Genomic DNA, 16,470 nt, shown 5'->3' with positions numbered 1-16,470 from the left:
CCAACAAGGGCAATCTGTTTTCCGACAACGTCCACGCCATTCTCCGCCTGAATTCGCAATATCTGGAAAGTGTGCGCAAACGCCGCGGCGGAGTAAATCCGGCAACTTGATCAAATGTGCGGTAAGATTTATCATTTTGATAGCTTCAATTACTCAAAATGGTTCAATGGATGATCTCGATCTTCGCCTAGTCTCGCATTTACGCCATGATGGCCGTCGATCGGTGTCCGATTTGGCAAGTGATCTGAAAGTGTCCCGGGCAACCGTGCGTGCGCGCATGGAGAAACTGATCGAGTCGGGTGAGATACTCGGCTTCACGGCGGTCTTGCGCGATGATTGGCGCGATCTGCCGATCAGGGCCGTGACCCTGGTTGTGGTCGATGGTCACAACACCGACCCGGTGTCCAGAGCCCTGGGTGCCATGACGGAAGTCCGAGCCATTCACTCCACCAACGGCAAATGGGACCTGGTTCTGGAAATCGCAACGCGGGATCTGGCAGCCTTTGATGATGCATTGAACCGCATTCGGCTGATCGAGGGCATCACGGGCACGGAAACCAATCTTCTGCTGTCGACCAGAAAAGGTCCGGCTGCATCTGCAAGTGAGTTCAGGGATGTTCTGGGTTGATGGGCCTTGCCCTCTAAATCGTCGCCCAGGTCGGATCGCAAATCGGGTCGCGCTGGTTCTGCTGGCCCGCTAGGATCAACGCAGACTGAATAGAGCTGATGGATCTGACATGACCAAAGCACTCGACCTTACGAGCCTGACTTCTGATCCAACGCCGATATGCGTTGGTGCGGAAGCCGCCGAACACTATGAAATCGTACGTAGAACGTTGAAGCGTATTACCGAAGACTGGCGCGAGCAGCCGTCACTTGAGCAATTGGCAGGAGAGGCAGGGCTTCAGCCCATCCAGTTGCAAAGAGTGTTTTCCAGATGGGCAGGATTGACGCCAAAACAGTTCCTGCAGGCCATAACACTGGATCACGCCAAGGCTCTCTTGCGAGACAGTGCCAGCGTCCTGGATGCGTCCTACGAAGTTGGTCTTTCTGGCTCGTCCCGGCTGCACGACCTTTTTGTCACGCATGAGGCAATGACGCCGGGTGACTACCGCAACAGGGGCGCAGGACTGAAGATAGCCTACGGATTTCACCCTTCGCCGTTCGGGCAGGTTCTGGTCATGGCAACGGACAAGGGACTTGCCGGTCTTGGATTTGCCGATCCGGGCGGTGAGGAAGAAGCCCTAACGGATATGTGTGATCGTTGGCCGGCTGCGCAATTCGTTCCCGATCAGGACGCGACCGCTACGTATTCGGATCGCGTGTTCGATCCCGACAAGTGGCAGCAAGACCAACCTTTGAACGTTGTCATGATCGGAACGGATTTTGAAATTCGGGTCTGGCAAACCTTGCTCAGAATTCCAATGGGTCAGGCAACAACCTATTCCGATATCGCCACCTCGATCGGCAAACCGAAAGCCTCGCGGGCCGTCGGCACAGCAGTCGGCCGCAATCCGATTTCCTTTGTCGTGCCGTGTCACAGGGTGCTTGCCAAGGGCGGAAAACTGGGCGGCTACCATTGGGGGCTCACCCGCAAACGGGCAATCCTGGGCTGGGAAAGCGGTCTCTCAGGACCGGTTCTGGAGTGTGTTTGAGGGTGTTCCCTAGGTGGTCACGTTCGACCATCGAGTTAAGGGCGAAGGCTCCTTCGTCTAATGCACGGGCCCTTTGGGCATCGGATAGTCTCCGGTGATCTCCCAGCCAAAGGAGGTGATCCTTTCGGCAGCCATCGGGGTCAATTCGCCTGTGATCAGGAAGTCGACGCCCGAGGGCGGAAAAGGCAACTGGCCAAGGCCGGTGTGAATAGCCGAAAATGTCTGTGCCACGGTCTGCGTCCAGGAAACTTCGTCAAGCGGAAGCACAACTGCGGCCAGACCGTCACGACGGATGGCAACCGGTATGTTTGAGACTTCCTTGATCTGACTCAGACCCGAGATTTCACGATTGTAGGTCTCCAGAAGCACAATGCGGCGCAGTTGAAAATAGGCAATGTCCCTGCTTTCGGCATCTGCGGCTTTGGCTGCGATCAGGTCGAGGTCCTGAACACCGGGCATGGCCTGAAGCTGATAAGCAATCGCGGCCTTTTCGGAGATCGTATAAAACGGGTTGGCAGCAATTCTTGAGATCGTCTGATCGCTGATACCGGCATTGCGCAGAGCTGCAGCGGTCCGTTCTTCCAGCTCCGAGGGAGAGCTGTCGATGATGAGCGTGCTCAAATTGTCAGCCTGACGTGCTGCCGACACGACCAGTCCGCCCGGAAGCAATGCCGTAATCGCGCTGACTGTCCAGTTGCCCGCTGTTGTAACGCTCGCTGTTTCGTCCAGCTTTTCAGACAGTGGCCGATAGAAAGTATAGGGATCGACGCTGAGCTCAACCGCAAGTTCACGGCGTTCGCGGGCCTGCCCGGTTATCGCCTTTGCCAATTCAGCGGGAGATCCGCCTTTGCCGGTAACGGCCGACTCTACACCTTTGGTCAGGCGGCCGAACATCCGACCGACGCCGGAAACCGTGTTTTTGGCAGTCCCTACCGGGTCAGTCACCGTGTTCTCGACGAACTCTACCGGCTTCATCGCGGCCTGCTTCAATCCATCGACGAAGCTGGCGTCATTTTTCAGGCTTTCCAGGGCGACCAGAACCTTGAGCTCGGAGAGCCGCAGTTTCAAAAGGCCATCGCCCTCAATCCGTTCCACACCGAGATCTGTTTGCAGCTGGTAGATGCGCAGGAAGCCGTCACTTCGAACCGGAGCGAGAACCGCATAACCGGGTCCAAGCTGCTTGCCGTCCAGCACAACCGCAGGGTCCTGCTCTGGCGGCGTTTCATATTGCTCGCTCAGTGACATCGCCGGTCCCGCCAACAGGGCCGTTCCAAGCAACGCACCGGCGAAACTGGCAAGGATACTAATCGGGCGTTTCATCCGGCTGACCTCCTGATAGCCTTGGCCGGAAAGTGCTCAATCTGGCGCCATTCCGTTGCGCGCCAGGGCCTCACCGGCCAGATAAAGCGAACCGCAAATCAAGATCCTGGGCGCTTCGCCGTCCTGTTGCGCACAAGCTGCCACATCCGCAAGGGCTGCGTCCAGCGATTGAAACGGTGTCGCCTCAAGTCCGGCGCAACGGGCAAGGTCTGCCAGGTCTTCGGGTGTTCTCCCAGTCGACGTTGTCGAGATTGGCACAGTGCCCACATGACGGACCAGTCCGTGAAAGGGTCGAAAATACCCGACCGGATCTTTGGTTGTTAGCATGCCGGCGATCAGATAGAGCGGGCGCGGAGTGCGTTCTTCCTGTTCACCCATGAATTGGGCGACCGAGATTCCGGCGCCCGGGTTGTGGCCACCATCGATCCAGACTTCAGCGCCCGCCGGGCACATGTCGAGAAGAGCACCGTGGGTCAGCGGTTGCAGACGACCGGGCCAGTTCACATGTTTGAGCCCATCGGCAATCGTTGCTTCGCCGGGCAGGAGATGAGCCACTTTCAGAGCGGCGATGGCAAGGGCCGCGTTTTCGAACTGATGTCTTCCGCCCAGCACGGGAAGTGGCAGGTCGATCAAACCTTCCTCATCCTGAAACGCCATGCGCCCCTGGTCTTCCTGGGCGATAAAGTCCTGACCAAAAACCTGGATGAGTGCGCGGTTGCGTGCGGCTTGTCGTGTGATTTCAGGCAGGGCTGTGTCTTCTTGTGCTGCGCAGATGACCGGCACGCCGTGCTTGATGATGCCGGCTTTCTCCCGAGCGATGACCGCCAGATCGTTGCCAAGGAACTTCTCGTGGTCCATGGACACTGGTGTGATGATCGAGACCAGGGGCTCGTCGACCACATTGGTTGCATCGAGACGGCCGCCCAGTCCGACTTCAAGCAGCAAAATGTCTGCCGGTTGTTCGGCAAAGAGGAGAAGCGCCGCTGCGGTCGTAATTTCGAAAAAGGTTATTTCGGCGCCAGCATTGGCTTCTTCGCAGCGGTGAAGCGCGTCGAAAAGCAAAGGGTCGGAGACGAACTTTCCATCGCTTCCCAGCCGGATGCGCTCATTGAAGGAGACCAGATGCGGTGAGGTATAAACGTGGCATCGTTTTCCGGAAGCCTCCAGGATAGCCCGCATCGTCGCCGTCACCGATCCCTTGCCGTTTGTGCCGGCAATATGGATAGCCGGGGGCAGGCGTTGCTCGGGGTGATCGAGGGCTGCCAGCAGCCGATGCATCCGACCAAGTGATAGATCGATCTCTTTGGGGTGCAGCGCCAGAAGGCGGTCCAGAATTTTCGTGATTTGATCCAAGGCGCCCTCCGCAGGGTCCTGTCATCCGTTACAGCGTCTGTTACGCCTTTAGGATATGGCTGCTCGCGAGACAAGCGAACAGCCCGGAAATGTCGTGAATTGCCGCATTCGCGACATTTTACGGAAAATTTGCGCGCTTAGGCTGACGCTTCAGCTTCCTTGGCGGGTTCTTCAGCCGCCTTTTCAGCATTGTCTTCAGTGTCCTGCGCAGGCTCTTTGGGAGCTTCCAGGCGCGGCAGCTCGACTTCGCGTTTCATGAGGATGCCGCAGACACGAGCGATGGTGTCTTTCATCTCCTGTCGCGGCACGACCATATCGATCATGCCATGATCGAGGAGATATTCAGCGGTCTGAAAATCTTCCGGAAGTTTTTCGCGGACGGTCTGCTCGATCACGCGGCGGCCGGCAAAGCCGATCTGGGCACCCGGCTCTGCGATATGAATATCGCCGAGCATTGCATAAGATGCAGAAACACCTCCGGTTGTCGGGTTTGTCAGCACGACGATGTAAGGCAGACCCGCTTCACGCAGCATTTGCACGCCGACTGTCGTGCGTGGCATCTGCATCAATGACAAAATGCCTTCCTGCATCCGGGCACCGCCGGAAGCAACAAACATCACAAACGGTGTTTTGTCTTCAACGGCTTTCATCATGCCTGCAAGGATGGCCTCGCCGACAGCCATGCCGAGCGATCCGCCGACAAAGGTGAAGTCCTGCACGGCAACAGTCATGGCCATGCCGTTGACATTACCCTGCGCCACATGGACGGCCTCGTTTTCGCCCGTCTTGGAACGAGCGTCCTTCATGCGATCCGTGTAGCGTTTGCTGTCACGGAATTTCAAAGGGTCTGCCTGAACCTCTGGCGACTCGACAGGGGTATGTTTTCCACCATCGAAAAACGAATCAAGTCGTTTGCGCGCAGGCATGCGCATGTGATGACCGGAATTCGGAATCACCCAAAGATTGGCCTCCAGATCCCGATGAAAAACCATTTCACCGGTTTCCGGACATTTGATCCAAAGGTTCTCCGGAACTTCACGTTTTTTCCAAAGATCCCGGATCTTGGGGCGTACAATAGAATTGATCCAGTTCACGTCAGGCGCGTCCCAATACTCGAGTTACCTATGGCGGAGATATGGGGTCCGCCGCAATTCCTTCAATTCATTTCAACCGTCAGGCCTGACGGGCTCGGGCACAACCGGAGGCCAGGTCACTGACCACGTCCGACACTGCCTGAACGGTTTTGTCGGTGGCCTTGCCGGCTTCGTCCAGGCTGTCGCGAATGGCATTAACAAGAACCGACCCGACAACGACACCGTCTGCATCTTTGCCGATGACGGCGGCCTGATCGGCCGTCTTGACGCCAAAACCAACCGCGACCGGCAGTTCGGTATGGCCCTTGATGCGATTTACCGCAGTGGTCACCCGGCCGGTATCCGCAATGCTGGCACCGGTAATTCCAGTCACCGAGACATAATAGACGAAACCTGAGGTGTTGGCCAGAACGGCCGGAAGGCGCTTGTCATCGGTCGTCGGCGTGGCGAGACGAATGAAGTTGAGACCGGCTTCCAGGGCAGGAATGCAGAATTCATCGTCCGCTTCGGCCGGAATGTCGACAATGATGAAACCGTCCACGCCCGCGTCCTTGGCAACGTGTACGAATTTTTTGGGATCGCGCACATAGATGGGGTTGAAGTACCCCATTAAAATGATTGGCGTATCCTGATCCTGCTTCCGGAAAGCCCGCACCATGTCCAACGTCTTGTCCATGGTATGTCCGGCAGCAAGAGCGCGCTGGTTGCCTAATTGGATCGGAATGCCTTCTGCCATCGGGTCGGAAAATGGCATTCCCAACTCAATCACATCGGCACCGGCGGCAGGAAGCGCGTTGAGAACGGCTTGCGACGTTTCTAGATCCGGATCTCCAGCGGTAATAAAGGTGACCAGCGCCGGTCTTCCGGCCTCTGCACAAGCTTTAAAACGGCGATCGATGCGCGTTTCCGTCATTCACTGCTACCCTTTTTCCGCCCGGCCATATCACACAGGCTTTGTCATCTGAGCGATGTACGGGCGCAGCGTGCGGAATGTCAATCTATTGTGCAGGAATTCGGTTTGGTTTTGAGACCATCGGGGTCGGCAGGCCGAGATCTTTACTTGCTCGGATAATCAATCAATCCGATTGCGCGAAACTCAGCGTCGGCTCGATAGACGTGTTCGCTGCGGATGCCCCTCGCTTTTGCGGCGCGCAGGCACGGTCCGCCCGTACCGCGAAAAACCGTCGAAAGCGGTGCAGCGGAAGGTGCACTTAAAAGGATAGCCTGCAAAACACTCATCTTACACCGGAGGAACCAGATTTATAAAACCATTCGAAGCAGGATACTTATGAGATTTTTGCACTGCAGCAATAGCGCTGACTGCAAATCAGGCTTGCTAAAAATGCATGGCTGGATTGTCAGAGGCGCATCAATTGCCTCTGGAAATATGCACTCTGTGCGTCTATTTTGTTTGAACTAGAAAGCCATCGAAGAAAACAAGGAGCTGAAAATGGCCCATTCCCTCTTTGAACCAGCACCGAAGCCACTTGGTGAGCGGTTCTGGAGACGCGTCATAGAATTCAACATCAACGGATCGCAGCAACCGGAAACCGGGTCACACACAGCGCCAGAGTTGACCGCTCAGGTTAGATCGCTTGATGCTCGCGGGAGGCAGCAGTTTCTCCAGGCTGCCTTTGCAATCAAGCCCATCAAATGAAAAGCCGTGCGCTGATGAGCAGGCGCACGGCTTTTTCATTTACGAGGTCCGTCAACCGGATCGTTTAGCGGCTCTGTCCGCCAGCGATCGTTATCGCTTCTTGAAATATTTACCGAAGGCGTGGCTCGCGATATCGCTGCGCTCCAAGCCGAGGTCAGCAAGCTGAGCCGTGTTCATGTGGTTCAAGCGTTCAATTTCGTTTGCCGTGCGGTGTGCGGCGCGAACATCGCGAACAAAACCGCTAATCATGTCGAATGCCATTGGTGTGTTCCTTTGAGAGGGGCGGATGAGGTGTCGTGCACGGTTTTTCTTTGCACATAATTTAGTCCCGCCATTTTTGCGGACAACGCACAAGTTTGCATTGCAGCAATGCCGAATTGGCTGAGCAGGTTAACAAAGCCCCGGAACAGGGGTGCCAGGCGTGAAAACGAAAAAGCCGCGCCATGGTCAGGCGCGGCTTTCCAAAAAAATGAGGTGCGACGAGATCGATTTTACAAATCGAAGCCGAGCATCTGGCCAACGGCGAAGACATCCTTGTCGCCACGACCACAAAGGTTCATGACGATAATCTGGTCCTTGTCCATCTGAGGTGCCAGCTTGGCGACATAAGCCAATGCGTGCGATGGCTCGAGTGCCGGGATAATGCCTTCGACACGTGTCAGAAGCTGAAATGCTTCCAATGCCTCATTGTCCATGATCGGAACATATTCGACGCGGCCGATGTCTTTCAGCCAGGAGTGCTCAGGCCCGATGCCCGGATAATCGAGTCCGGCCGAAATGGAGTGCCCTTCCAGGATTTGCCCGTCATCGTCCTGAAGCAGAAATGTTCGGTTGCCGTGCAGCACGCCCGGTTTGCCTGCAGTCAGGGAAGCGCAATGCTCCTCGCCTTCCAGGCCGTGACCACCTGCTTCCACGCCGTAGATTTTGACATCCTTGTCATCCAGGAACGGATGGAAGAGCCCGATGGCGTTTGACCCGCCGCCAACCGCGGCAACAAGCGCATCCGGAAGCCGGCCTTCGGCCTCAACGATTTGCTCGCGCAATTCTTTGCCGATTACTGACTGAAAGTCGCGGACCATTTCCGGATAGGGATGTGGACCGGCAGCAGTTCCAATCAGATAGTAGGTGTTGTCGACATTGGTGACCCAGTCGCGCAGTGCTTCGTTCATCGCGTCTTTCAGCGTGCCGGCACCAGCTGTCACTGGAACAATTTCTGCACCTAGCAGCTTCATGCGGAAAACGTTGGGCTTTTGCCGTTCCACATCGGTCTTGCCCATATAAACCACGCACGGTAAGCCGAAGCTTGCACAAACCGTGGCGGTTGCGACACCATGCTGTCCGGCGCCCGTTTCAGCAATGATCCTGGTTTTACCCATGCGTTTGGCAAGCAGGATCTGACCGAGACAGTTGTTGATCTTGTGAGATCCGGTGTGGTTCAGCTCATCACGCTTGAAATAGATCTTGGCGCCGCCGAGTTCTTCAGTCAGGCGTTCAGCGAAATAGAGCGGTGACGGCCGACCGGTATAATGCGTGTTCAGGGATTCGATTTCGGCATGAAATGCCGGGTCGTCCTTCGCATCCTTGTAGTGCTGCTCCAGATCAAGGATCAGCGGCATCAGGGTTTCGGCCACATAGCGGCCTCCAAAAATTCCGAAATGTCCGCGATCGTCCGGACCGGTCCGGATGCTGTTCGCCATGTCGTTCACGCGTATTCTCCTTCGTCCGGCAGGTCAGGCCGCTTTGACCGCTGCCATAAATGCGCGAATTAGATTGCTGTCCTTGACGCCTTTGTCTCGCTCGACACCCGAAGAGACATCGACTTCCTTTACGCCGCTTACGCGGATCGCCTCGGCGACATTGTCTGCATTCAATCCACCCGAAAGCATGAAGGGCTTCTTCAGGTCAAGGTCTTTGAGCAGCGACCAGTCATAAGAAACACCGTTTCCGCCTGGCAGGTCCGATCCCTTTGGTGGCTTGGCATCAAATAGGATCCGGTCTGCGACGACCGAATAATACAGTGCCTTTTCCAGATCTTCCTTCGCGGCCACCGACACGGCTTTCATAACGCCGGTTCCGTGCATCACCTTAGCGGCCGCACATGCTTCGGGTGCTTCACTGCCGTGGAACTGGAACGTGTCGGGCGCCACCAGTTCCTTGATCCGCGAAAGACCGTCCAGATCCATATCCACCGTCACGGCCACGATTTCAGCACGGCCACGGGCCATGTCGGCCAGCTTGCAGGCATCGCTCAAGGAAACGTGGCGTGGGCTCTTTGGAAAAAACATCAGGCCGACCATGTCTGCGCCGGCATCCAGCGCAGCTTCCATGGTTTCTTCGGTCGACAGGCCGCAAATTTTTACTTTTATATCCGACATGGGGTTGAGGTATCGCCGCTGCAGCGCGGTTTGTCAAAAGAGGAATTGGCGTTTCACTTTTTCAAAACGTGACGGCATCGGCGAAGCCTTCGGCAGGCTGTGTGATGCTACCTCGGTAACGAATGTCAGCTAGAGCATTCCGTCGCGTTTCAACTCGTCCGAAACCCAGTCACGGAACAACCTGACTTTGCGGCTGGTCCGGTTGATCGGCGGATAGCTCAAGAACCAGCTTTCGGCCTCCACACGGCAGGTCAATTCAAACGGCTGGATCAGTTGGCCCGTCTCTATGGCGCTTTTGCAAAAATAAGGCGTCAGGATAGCCACGCCCTGACCTGCAATGGCCCTGTTTGCTTCAAGCGCCTGCGAACCCATGCGTGAGTTCGGATAATTGCTGAGATCCACATCCGGAATACCGGCTGCGGCAAACCAGATTTCCCACCATGGATCCTGCGGATCCACGAGCGGCAGTTTCAGAATGTCCTCTGGTTGTTTGACGCCCCCGATGGTCTCGGCAAGCACGGGGCTCAGCATAGGGGTAAAGGTCGCCTTGACGACCTCATGCGCGATCCAATCTTTCGGAGGTGCCTTGCATGCGGACACGACGACATCAGAACTTTCAAAACGAGGATGTGCGTCAGGACCATAGGGGAGAATGCGCACGGCAATGTCGGGATTTTGCATCTGAAAATGAACCAGACGATTGGACAGCCAATTCACAGCGAAGGTGGTGTTGCTGGAAACGACAAGTTGGCCAGCATTCTTGTCTGTTACGTCTTCGAAGGCCTGTCTCAGGGATGTGAAGGACTCAACAACCTTTGCCGCAAGTTCAGCGCCATGCTCTGTCAGTTCGATCCGGCGCGTCTTCCTGGTGAAGAGCTGAAAACCGAGTCGTTCTTCCAGAAGCCGGATCTGGTAGCTGACGGCCGCCTGCGTCATGCCGAGCTCCTCTCCAGCCTTGGTGAAACTGAGGTGGCGGCTTGCGGCTTCAAATGCGCGGATAGCTGAGAGCGGCGGCAGATTGTTTGACATGCATAAGTTTCCCTTATGCGTACTTATCGAGATTTCGTTGGTAAGACAAGCATACCGGATCGATATGTAACTTCCTAAAGCCAAGGAGTTACAGAGATGTCAGAGTGCATTCGATGTGAAGTCGATGAGGTGTTGGTTGAAAGACAAACCCCAGGTTTCATAAAGAGGTTTTTTGCGATGATGTTCAACCGGCGGTCCCACCGACGCCCGAAACGCATTGCTCCCGGCGACTTGTCACCAGCTCTGATGCGAGACATCGGGCTTAGCGACACCTCGTTTGAGGCGGCTTCCTTGCACGAGAAGTGGCGGTTGGAAATGGACCTGCAGTCAAAGTGACTTGAGGTCCAGGAGCTTCAAAGCAGAAGAGCCCAGGCAGTTGCAGCCAGCATACCGGCAGCCATGACAACGGTGATGGCGCGCATGAACGGTCCCTCACCGATAACTGCAAGAATGGAAACGCCGACAAGCGCCCAAAGCGAGTGAAAAACCAGGCCGCCTAGTGAAAATCCAACCAGCAAAATCAAGGCGTTCTCGTGTATGCCGAGGCCGTTTCCCGCAAGGAAAGTCGAGAAAGCAACAAGGTTCATCGCCCACGTCTTTGGGCTGAGTGGATGAATCAAAAGCCCCTCCCAGAAGCTTGGCAGGGCAACCTCTCCTTTCGGTTTGATCGAGAGTGAGACAATTCGCCATGCAAGATAGGTCATGTAGGCCATGCTCAGAACCTTGAACACGGTAACAATTGTTCCGCCGCCTGCCATGACGTGACCTAATCCGTAAGCGACGCTGAGTTTCAGTGGCCATGCGCCGACAACAGACGCCAGGATGACCGGAAAGGCGGTTCGATATCCCGCCGACGCGCCGATCGCCAGAAAAGTCAGATTGCCCGGACCGGGCGTGCCGGTCATGACGATGATGAAGACCGCAAAGGCTAGAAGTGTCGCGGGGTCCATTTTGTCTCCAGTCATTGTATCGTCTGGATAGATACAATTGATACAAAGTAATGAAGACTCTAACTGTCTTGAAAAATTGTATGCGTCAATGATAACATTGTTCTCATGACAATGTGGATCCCGAACATAGAGGCCGCTGCAGGTCCCATTTATCTTGCAATCGCCGACGCCCTTGAAGGCGACATACAGGCCGGGGCGCTGGCTCAAGGTGACCGGTTGCCGCCGCAGCGCGAGCTTGCTTATCAGCTGGGTGTTACACTCGGAACGATTACACGCGCCTATGGTGAAGCTGAACGCCGCCGTCTGGTGAAGGGAGAAACTGGTCGGGGAACCTATGTGGCCTCAGAAACGCAGAAGGTTTCTCCACTCGTACCCCAAGAGGACGAGCCAGAAGCTTGTGACCTCGCCCGAAATTTTGCTTATCCGCACCTGAATCCGAGCCTTGCCGAGGGTCTGGTGCGCATGGCGAAGACGAACGGCATCGATCGATTGAACGGGTTTGTCCCGTCTGAAGGCCTGAGGGCTCATCGGGAAACCGGAGTGCTGGTGTTCAAGGATTACGGGCTCGAGGCCGATCCTGCCCGCGTTGCTGTGACTTGTGGTGCTCAGCATGGAATTCAGGTGACCTGTCAGGCCCTTTTCAGAACCGGAGACGCGGTTGCGGTCGACCGGTTTACCTACCCTTCGATCTTCAGCTCGCTCTCCAGCCTCGGGCTGAAAGCTGTGCCACTTCCCGCGCTCAGGCGAGAAGATGGCGGCTTTGGAACAATGGATCCGGACGCATTGGCATCTGCCGCCAGGACTCATGGCGTCAAGGGTGTTTTCCTCATGCCCAACATGCAGAACCCGACAACCCACACCATGTCGATCACAGAGCGTGAAGATCTGGTGCGTGTGGCACGTGAAAATGATCTCAAGATTGTCGAAGATGATCCCTATACCCCTTTCCTGCCGGAAACGTTGCCGTCTTTCGGCGCTCTCGCACCTGAATTGACGGCCTCGATTGCAAGTATCTCCAAGGTCTGTTCGCCAGGAAGCCGGATCGGTTTTGTTCATGTGCCGGCGTCTTTTGGAGACAGCATCCGCAACAAGATTGGTGAAAGCACGTGGATGGCGTCGCCCATAACGGCGGAGCTGATCGCAGGTTGGGTGCGCGAAGGATTGTTGTTCAGAACCCTGCGTCTGAAGCGAAAGGCCAACAGAAGCAGGTTCTTGAACGCACGCGAAATTCTAGCGCCTCATTTCCTGCAAAGCGGCACCGACAAGGTGTTCGGCTGGTTGCGCTTGCCGGATCAGGTCGACCCGGACGCCTTGCAGGCAGCCCTTGGCCATCAGGGAGTGTCCGTGTTGTCGTCCCGCCATTTCCAGGTGAAGGACTATGAATCTGCCCCGTATGTGCGCCTCACCTTCGGGTCCGAGCCTTCCGATGACCGCTTCGTCTGGGCACTGAAGCGCATCAGGTCGACAATCAATCAATTAGCTGATCTGCCTGAGTTGACACGTCCGGTCGGCTAAGTCCTCTCGCAGCGCCTATAGTTTTGGAAAAGCGTTCGTGCGGCCGGACGCCGACGGAACGCTGTGCGCAAGTCGGTGAAATGGTGAATGCCCCTATTGCCGATTTGCTGCTTCTGCTGCGTCACGTAAAATGAAGCGTCTTTGACACAAAAGGGTTTCCGGTCGATAAGCGGCGCGAAGCTAAGAGAAAACTCTTGAAGCGGCCGACTGGCGGCGAGGTGATATGGCGTTCTGGCCAAGGAAAAGCAAACAGACTGAAACGCGTGTCTGCGACCCGGACGCCAAGCCGTTTGCTGCCTTTGAAAACGTCACTCTGGAAATCGCGGATCGGTCAGTTCTGAGTGATCTGACATTTCGTCTCAACGAAGATCGCATCGGTGTAATAGGGTTAAACGGCTCTGGGAAAAGCACTTTCGTAAGGCTTCTGAATGGGCTACGCACTCCCAGCAGCGGTGACCTTTCGCTATTTGGTGCACCGGCAACGATTGCCGAACCAGAACTGCCACGTCATGTGGGCTTCGTGTTCCAGAACCCAGATCATCAAGCGATCTTTCCAACAGTTGAAGAAGAAATTGCCTTCGGTCTCACACAGCTTGGATACGAAAAGGATGAAAGCCGCCGCCAGGCGCGGGTGTTTCTCGCCACCCATGGGTGTGAAGCGCTGGCTGAAAGGCCGATTTCAGAACTCTCGGAAGGTCAGAAGCAGCTGATCTGCATTCTGGCGGTGCTGGTTATGGAGCCTCGGCTTCTGGTGCTCGATGAGCCCATGACCAGTCTTGACGCTCTTGCGACCAGCCGCATTCGATCAATGCTGATGTCGTTGCCGCAAAAGATCGTCCTTGTCAGCCATGATCTCAGTCATTTTGAAGGCTTTGACCGGATTCTTTGGCTTGAGGAAGGGCGCTTGCGCATGGACGGGGCACCGCATGAAGTGCTTGCGGCCTACCGCGCTGATCTTGACAGCAGATTGGGCAGCAAATTGGAGCTTGTGGCGCTGTGATCGCGATGCAAATTCCTGGTGACACTTGGGCGCATCGGCTCCCGGCGGGTCCGAAACTGGTAGCGGTCGCTGTCGCCAGTATCGTGCTGTTTCAGGTGACGTCGTTCTGGGTCCTCTTGCCGTGTTTGGCTGTCGTCATCTGTCTTTATGCCAGTTTGGGTCGACAAGGTCTGGCCCGGTTAAAGCTCTTGCACGGGTTGTCGGTGCTTCTTGCATGTCTGCTGGCACTGCACTGGCTGTCCGGAACGCTCCTAGAAGGATTTGCCATCATTTTGAGACTTCTGGTCATGATCCTCGCTGCGAATTTTGTGTCTGTCACGACGCGCATGGACGATATGATGGCAGCCGTGCAACCGCTTTTCCGGCCGCTGGAATGGTTTGGGGTTTCATCGCGCAAGCCTGCGCTCGGGGTCACTCTCGTCCTTCGCTTCACACCCTACATGCTGCAAGTCTTTTCAGTGTTGCGGGAAGCTTATCGGGCGCGAACGGGATCAACCGGTTCCTGGCGTCTGTTGGCACCATTTGCCATACAATCCCTTCGCATGTCGGACCATGTCGCAGAGGCATTGAAAGCACGGGGCGGCTCAAACGGACTGACAAGATAGTTGAGTCGCAGGTATGGCCAGGTCTGGCATCCCGGTTGAAACTGGGGTATCCGGCGCCCGACACAACTGCGTTGGACGGAACGGCTTGTACGAAAGTGTTCTGTGGCAACAAAAGAGACAAGACACTCAAGAGGAATGAACGATATGGCTGATCGGTCTTTGGTTCACGTTGCTTTCTATGCCGCTCTCATTGCAGCGCTTGGCCTGCTGCCTCCGGTGGCCATACCGTTTTTAAGCGGTGTCCCGATCACCGCGCAGACGCTTGGTGTCATGTTGGCCGGTGTCATGCTCGGCCCGGTTCGCGGTGCTCTGGCGGTGCTTCTGTTTCTCTTTATCATTGCCTTGGGGGCACCTTTGCTTGCCGGCGGCAGAGGCGGTCTGGGCGTGTTCTTCACTCCGTCCGTTGGCTTTCTCATCGGTTGGCCGGTAGGTGCATTTGTTGCCGGCTGGATCATGCGCGCAACCGGACGATTGAATGTGCTTACGTCCTCTACGATTGCTGCGGCAATCGGAGGGATTGTTGTAGTTTACGCCTTCGGCATTCCAGGACTTGCCTATAAGGCTGGATTGTCGCTCACCGAGGCAGCGGTTGGCAGCGCAGTGTTCATTCCCGGCGATTTGCTGAAGGTCGCCATCACGGCACTTGTCGCTGAGACCATTTCAAGAGGCCTGCCGGCTGCCTTCCTATCCAGGACCTAGGACGTAGGGCGATTGGACCGCTTGGATGACCTTTGTTGGCGACCGGCTTGAAGCATATGCGACGGCAAAGCCCGCAGACACCGCGCTAAAATGCGGTCCGGCCTCTCTTACCTGGCTGGAGTTGTTCGACCGGATTGAAGCGGCGGCGGCGGTAATTTGCCAAGAAACGATTGCCGGTGCCAGGGTCGCACTTGCCCTGGCCGACCCGATGTCGTTGCTGATTGGCCTCTTCGCGTCAGCGCGCACGGGTCGTGTCGCTCTGATTGTCGACCCGGAGTGGCCGGACCGTTTGATGAAGTCTGTACTGGCGGAAGTGAGTCCGGCCCTTTTCATCCAACACGGCTCGCAACTGTTCAATCCGGTCAGCGGCCAACGAACGGACGACAGGCCTGATGAAGAGGCTCTCTTTTTTGCAGGCTTTACCTCCGGCAGCAGCGGTTTTCCAAAGGGATATGTCCGCACTCATAGGTCCTGGCTCAAGAGTTTTGAGCTATCAGATCGTGAATTCGGCAACGCTCTGAACAACAGGATCGTCATTGCGGGTGGGCTCACCCATTCGCTGCACCTTTATGGCGCTGTTTATGGATTATCTGGCGGCCATCAAGTCGTCCTTATGGAGCGTTTTGATCCAAAAGAGCTTCTTGCCGAACTTTATCGAGCCCGGGAGGGAGCCGTCCTTTATGCAACACCAACGCAGGTTCACTACTTGGGGCAAGCGGCCAGGCGCAATGGCCCTGTCGAGACGGTCAGACAGATCTTGGTCAGCGGTGCGAAATGGCAGGATGGGCAGCGAACCGCGATGGCCAGTATCTTTCCAGATGCCTGCCTGACGGAATTTTACGGAGCATCTGAAACGAGTTTCATTTCAATTTCACGGCCGGGCGATTATGTTCCGCAAGGCTCAGTCGGCCGCGCAGCGCATGGGGTACAAATTGCAATTGGCGACCCGGCGCATCCCCTGCCAAGTGGCAAAGCCGGAGAGATCTGGGTCAAAAGCAACCTGCTTTTTGCCGGATATTTGTGTGGCCAATCGTCGGATACTCGTTGGTCCGAAGGCTGGTTGACCGTCGGCGATCACGGCTATCTGGACGGAAGCGGTTTCCTGTTCCTGACCGGTCGATCAAACCGCATGATCGTAACATCGGGCCTCAATGTTTATCCCGAAGAAGTTGAGGCTCAGCTTCTGAACCACGCCGCAGTGGCGACCGCCGTGGTGGT

At 56.0% G+C, this 16,470-nt stretch carries 17 protein-coding genes (1 of these 17 running past the window's edge); 8 read left to right on the top strand and 9 right to left on the bottom strand.

Features of this window, described 5'->3' with window-relative positions:
- The first annotated feature begins 166 nt into the window (after positions 1-166).
- Both FIV00_RS00920 and FIV00_RS00915 read left to right on the top strand, forming a co-directional pair.
- The gene (locus FIV00_RS00920; RefSeq protein ID WP_152499053.1) at positions 167-628 is read left to right on the top strand and encodes an Lrp/AsnC family transcriptional regulator; all 462 of its coding nucleotides are present in this window, start codon (positions 167-169) and stop codon (positions 626-628) included.
- A gap of 109 nt (positions 629-737) precedes the next feature.
- Positions 738-1,655, top strand: a complete 918-nt coding sequence (locus FIV00_RS00915) for a bifunctional helix-turn-helix domain-containing protein/methylated-DNA--[protein]-cysteine S-methyltransferase (RefSeq protein ID WP_152499052.1) — start codon at positions 738-740, stop codon at positions 1,653-1,655.
- A 57-nt stretch (positions 1,656-1,712) separates the two neighbouring features.
- On the opposite strand, the gene FIV00_RS00910 is transcribed toward FIV00_RS00915, so the two are convergent.
- The 4 genes from FIV00_RS00910 to trpA form a co-directional block, all read right to left on the bottom strand.
- Complete coding sequence (locus FIV00_RS00910) at positions 1,713-2,975, bottom strand: hypothetical protein (RefSeq protein ID WP_152499051.1); 1,263 nt, start codon at positions 2,973-2,975, stop codon at positions 1,713-1,715.
- A gap of 36 nt (positions 2,976-3,011) precedes the next feature.
- Positions 3,012-4,328: a folylpolyglutamate synthase/dihydrofolate synthase family protein gene (locus tag FIV00_RS00905; protein WP_152499050.1), complete on the bottom strand. Its 1,317-nt coding sequence runs from the start codon at positions 4,326-4,328 to the stop codon at positions 3,012-3,014.
- 137 nt (positions 4,329-4,465) lie between these two features.
- A complete protein-coding gene (accD, locus tag FIV00_RS00900) occupies positions 4,466-5,422 on the bottom strand; it encodes an acetyl-CoA carboxylase, carboxyltransferase subunit beta (protein WP_152499049.1) in 957 nt (318 codons plus the stop codon).
- Between the two features lie 79 nt (positions 5,423-5,501).
- Positions 5,502-6,335 (bottom strand): tryptophan synthase subunit alpha, encoded by an 834-nt coding sequence (gene trpA, locus FIV00_RS00895; protein ID WP_152499048.1) that lies wholly within the window; start codon positions 6,333-6,335, stop codon positions 5,502-5,504.
- Positions 6,336-6,872: 537 nt separating this feature from the next.
- Between trpA and FIV00_RS00890 the strand changes: the two genes are divergently transcribed.
- Positions 6,873-7,079 carry a hypothetical protein gene (locus FIV00_RS00890; protein WP_152499047.1) on the top strand — a complete coding sequence of 69 codons (207 nt, stop codon included), beginning with the start codon at positions 6,873-6,875 and terminating at the stop codon, positions 7,077-7,079.
- A 90-nt stretch (positions 7,080-7,169) separates the two neighbouring features.
- Here FIV00_RS00890 and FIV00_RS00885 read toward each other — a convergent pair whose 3' ends face one another.
- The 5 genes from FIV00_RS00885 to FIV00_RS00865 all read right to left on the bottom strand — a co-directional run bounded on the left by FIV00_RS00885 (position 7,170) and on the right by FIV00_RS00865 (position 11,433).
- Positions 7,170-7,340, bottom strand: a complete 171-nt coding sequence (locus tag FIV00_RS00885) for a DUF1127 domain-containing protein (protein ID WP_152499046.1) — start codon at positions 7,338-7,340, stop codon at positions 7,170-7,172.
- A gap of 230 nt (positions 7,341-7,570) precedes the next feature.
- Positions 7,571-8,776: a tryptophan synthase subunit beta gene (gene trpB, locus FIV00_RS00880; protein WP_152504055.1), complete on the bottom strand. Its 1,206-nt coding sequence runs from the start codon at positions 8,774-8,776 to the stop codon at positions 7,571-7,573.
- 33 nt (positions 8,777-8,809) lie between these two features.
- Entirely contained in the window at positions 8,810-9,454 is a 645-nt protein-coding gene (locus FIV00_RS00875; RefSeq protein ID WP_152499045.1) for a phosphoribosylanthranilate isomerase, read from the bottom strand.
- 129 nt (positions 9,455-9,583) lie between these two features.
- Complete coding sequence (locus FIV00_RS00870) at positions 9,584-10,483, bottom strand: LysR family transcriptional regulator (RefSeq protein ID WP_152499044.1); 900 nt, start codon at positions 10,481-10,483, stop codon at positions 9,584-9,586.
- Between the two features lie 353 nt (positions 10,484-10,836).
- Positions 10,837-11,433 carry a LysE family translocator gene (locus tag FIV00_RS00865; protein WP_152499043.1) on the bottom strand — a complete coding sequence of 199 codons (597 nt, stop codon included), beginning with the start codon at positions 11,431-11,433 and terminating at the stop codon, positions 10,837-10,839.
- 105 nt (positions 11,434-11,538) lie between these two features.
- Here FIV00_RS00865 and FIV00_RS00860 point away from each other — a divergent pair, with 105 nt between their 5' ends.
- The 5 genes from FIV00_RS00860 to FIV00_RS00840 form a co-directional block, all read left to right on the top strand.
- Entirely contained in the window at positions 11,539-12,948 is a 1,410-nt protein-coding gene (locus FIV00_RS00860; protein WP_209006758.1) for a PLP-dependent aminotransferase family protein, read from the top strand.
- 223 nt (positions 12,949-13,171) lie between these two features.
- Positions 13,172-13,948, top strand: a complete 777-nt coding sequence (locus FIV00_RS00855) for an energy-coupling factor ABC transporter ATP-binding protein (protein WP_152499042.1) — start codon at positions 13,172-13,174, stop codon at positions 13,946-13,948.
- Between the two features lie 5 nt (positions 13,949-13,953).
- Complete coding sequence (locus FIV00_RS00850; RefSeq protein ID WP_247649389.1) at positions 13,954-14,553, top strand: energy-coupling factor transporter transmembrane protein EcfT; 600 nt, start codon at positions 13,954-13,956, stop codon at positions 14,551-14,553.
- A gap of 144 nt (positions 14,554-14,697) precedes the next feature.
- Positions 14,698-15,252, top strand: coding sequence for a biotin transporter BioY (locus FIV00_RS00845; RefSeq protein ID WP_152499040.1), 555 nt, complete (start codon positions 14,698-14,700; stop codon positions 15,250-15,252).
- A 25-nt stretch (positions 15,253-15,277) separates the two neighbouring features.
- Positions 15,278-16,470, top strand: the 5' portion of a protein-coding gene (locus FIV00_RS00840; protein ID WP_152499039.1) for an AMP-binding protein. 235 nt of this gene lie beyond the right edge of the window; only the first 1,193 of its 1,428 coding nucleotides appear in the window; it begins with the start codon at positions 15,278-15,280; its stop codon lies off the right edge, out of view.

Origin of the sequence: Labrenzia sp. THAF82, assembly GCF_009363435.1 — a bacterium.
In the GTDB taxonomy this organism is placed as follows: domain Bacteria; phylum Pseudomonadota; class Alphaproteobacteria; order Rhizobiales; family Stappiaceae; genus Roseibium; species Roseibium porphyridii.
The sequence above is the reverse complement of the archived record's forward strand: the minus strand, read 5'-3'. Positions and strand labels throughout refer to the sequence as shown.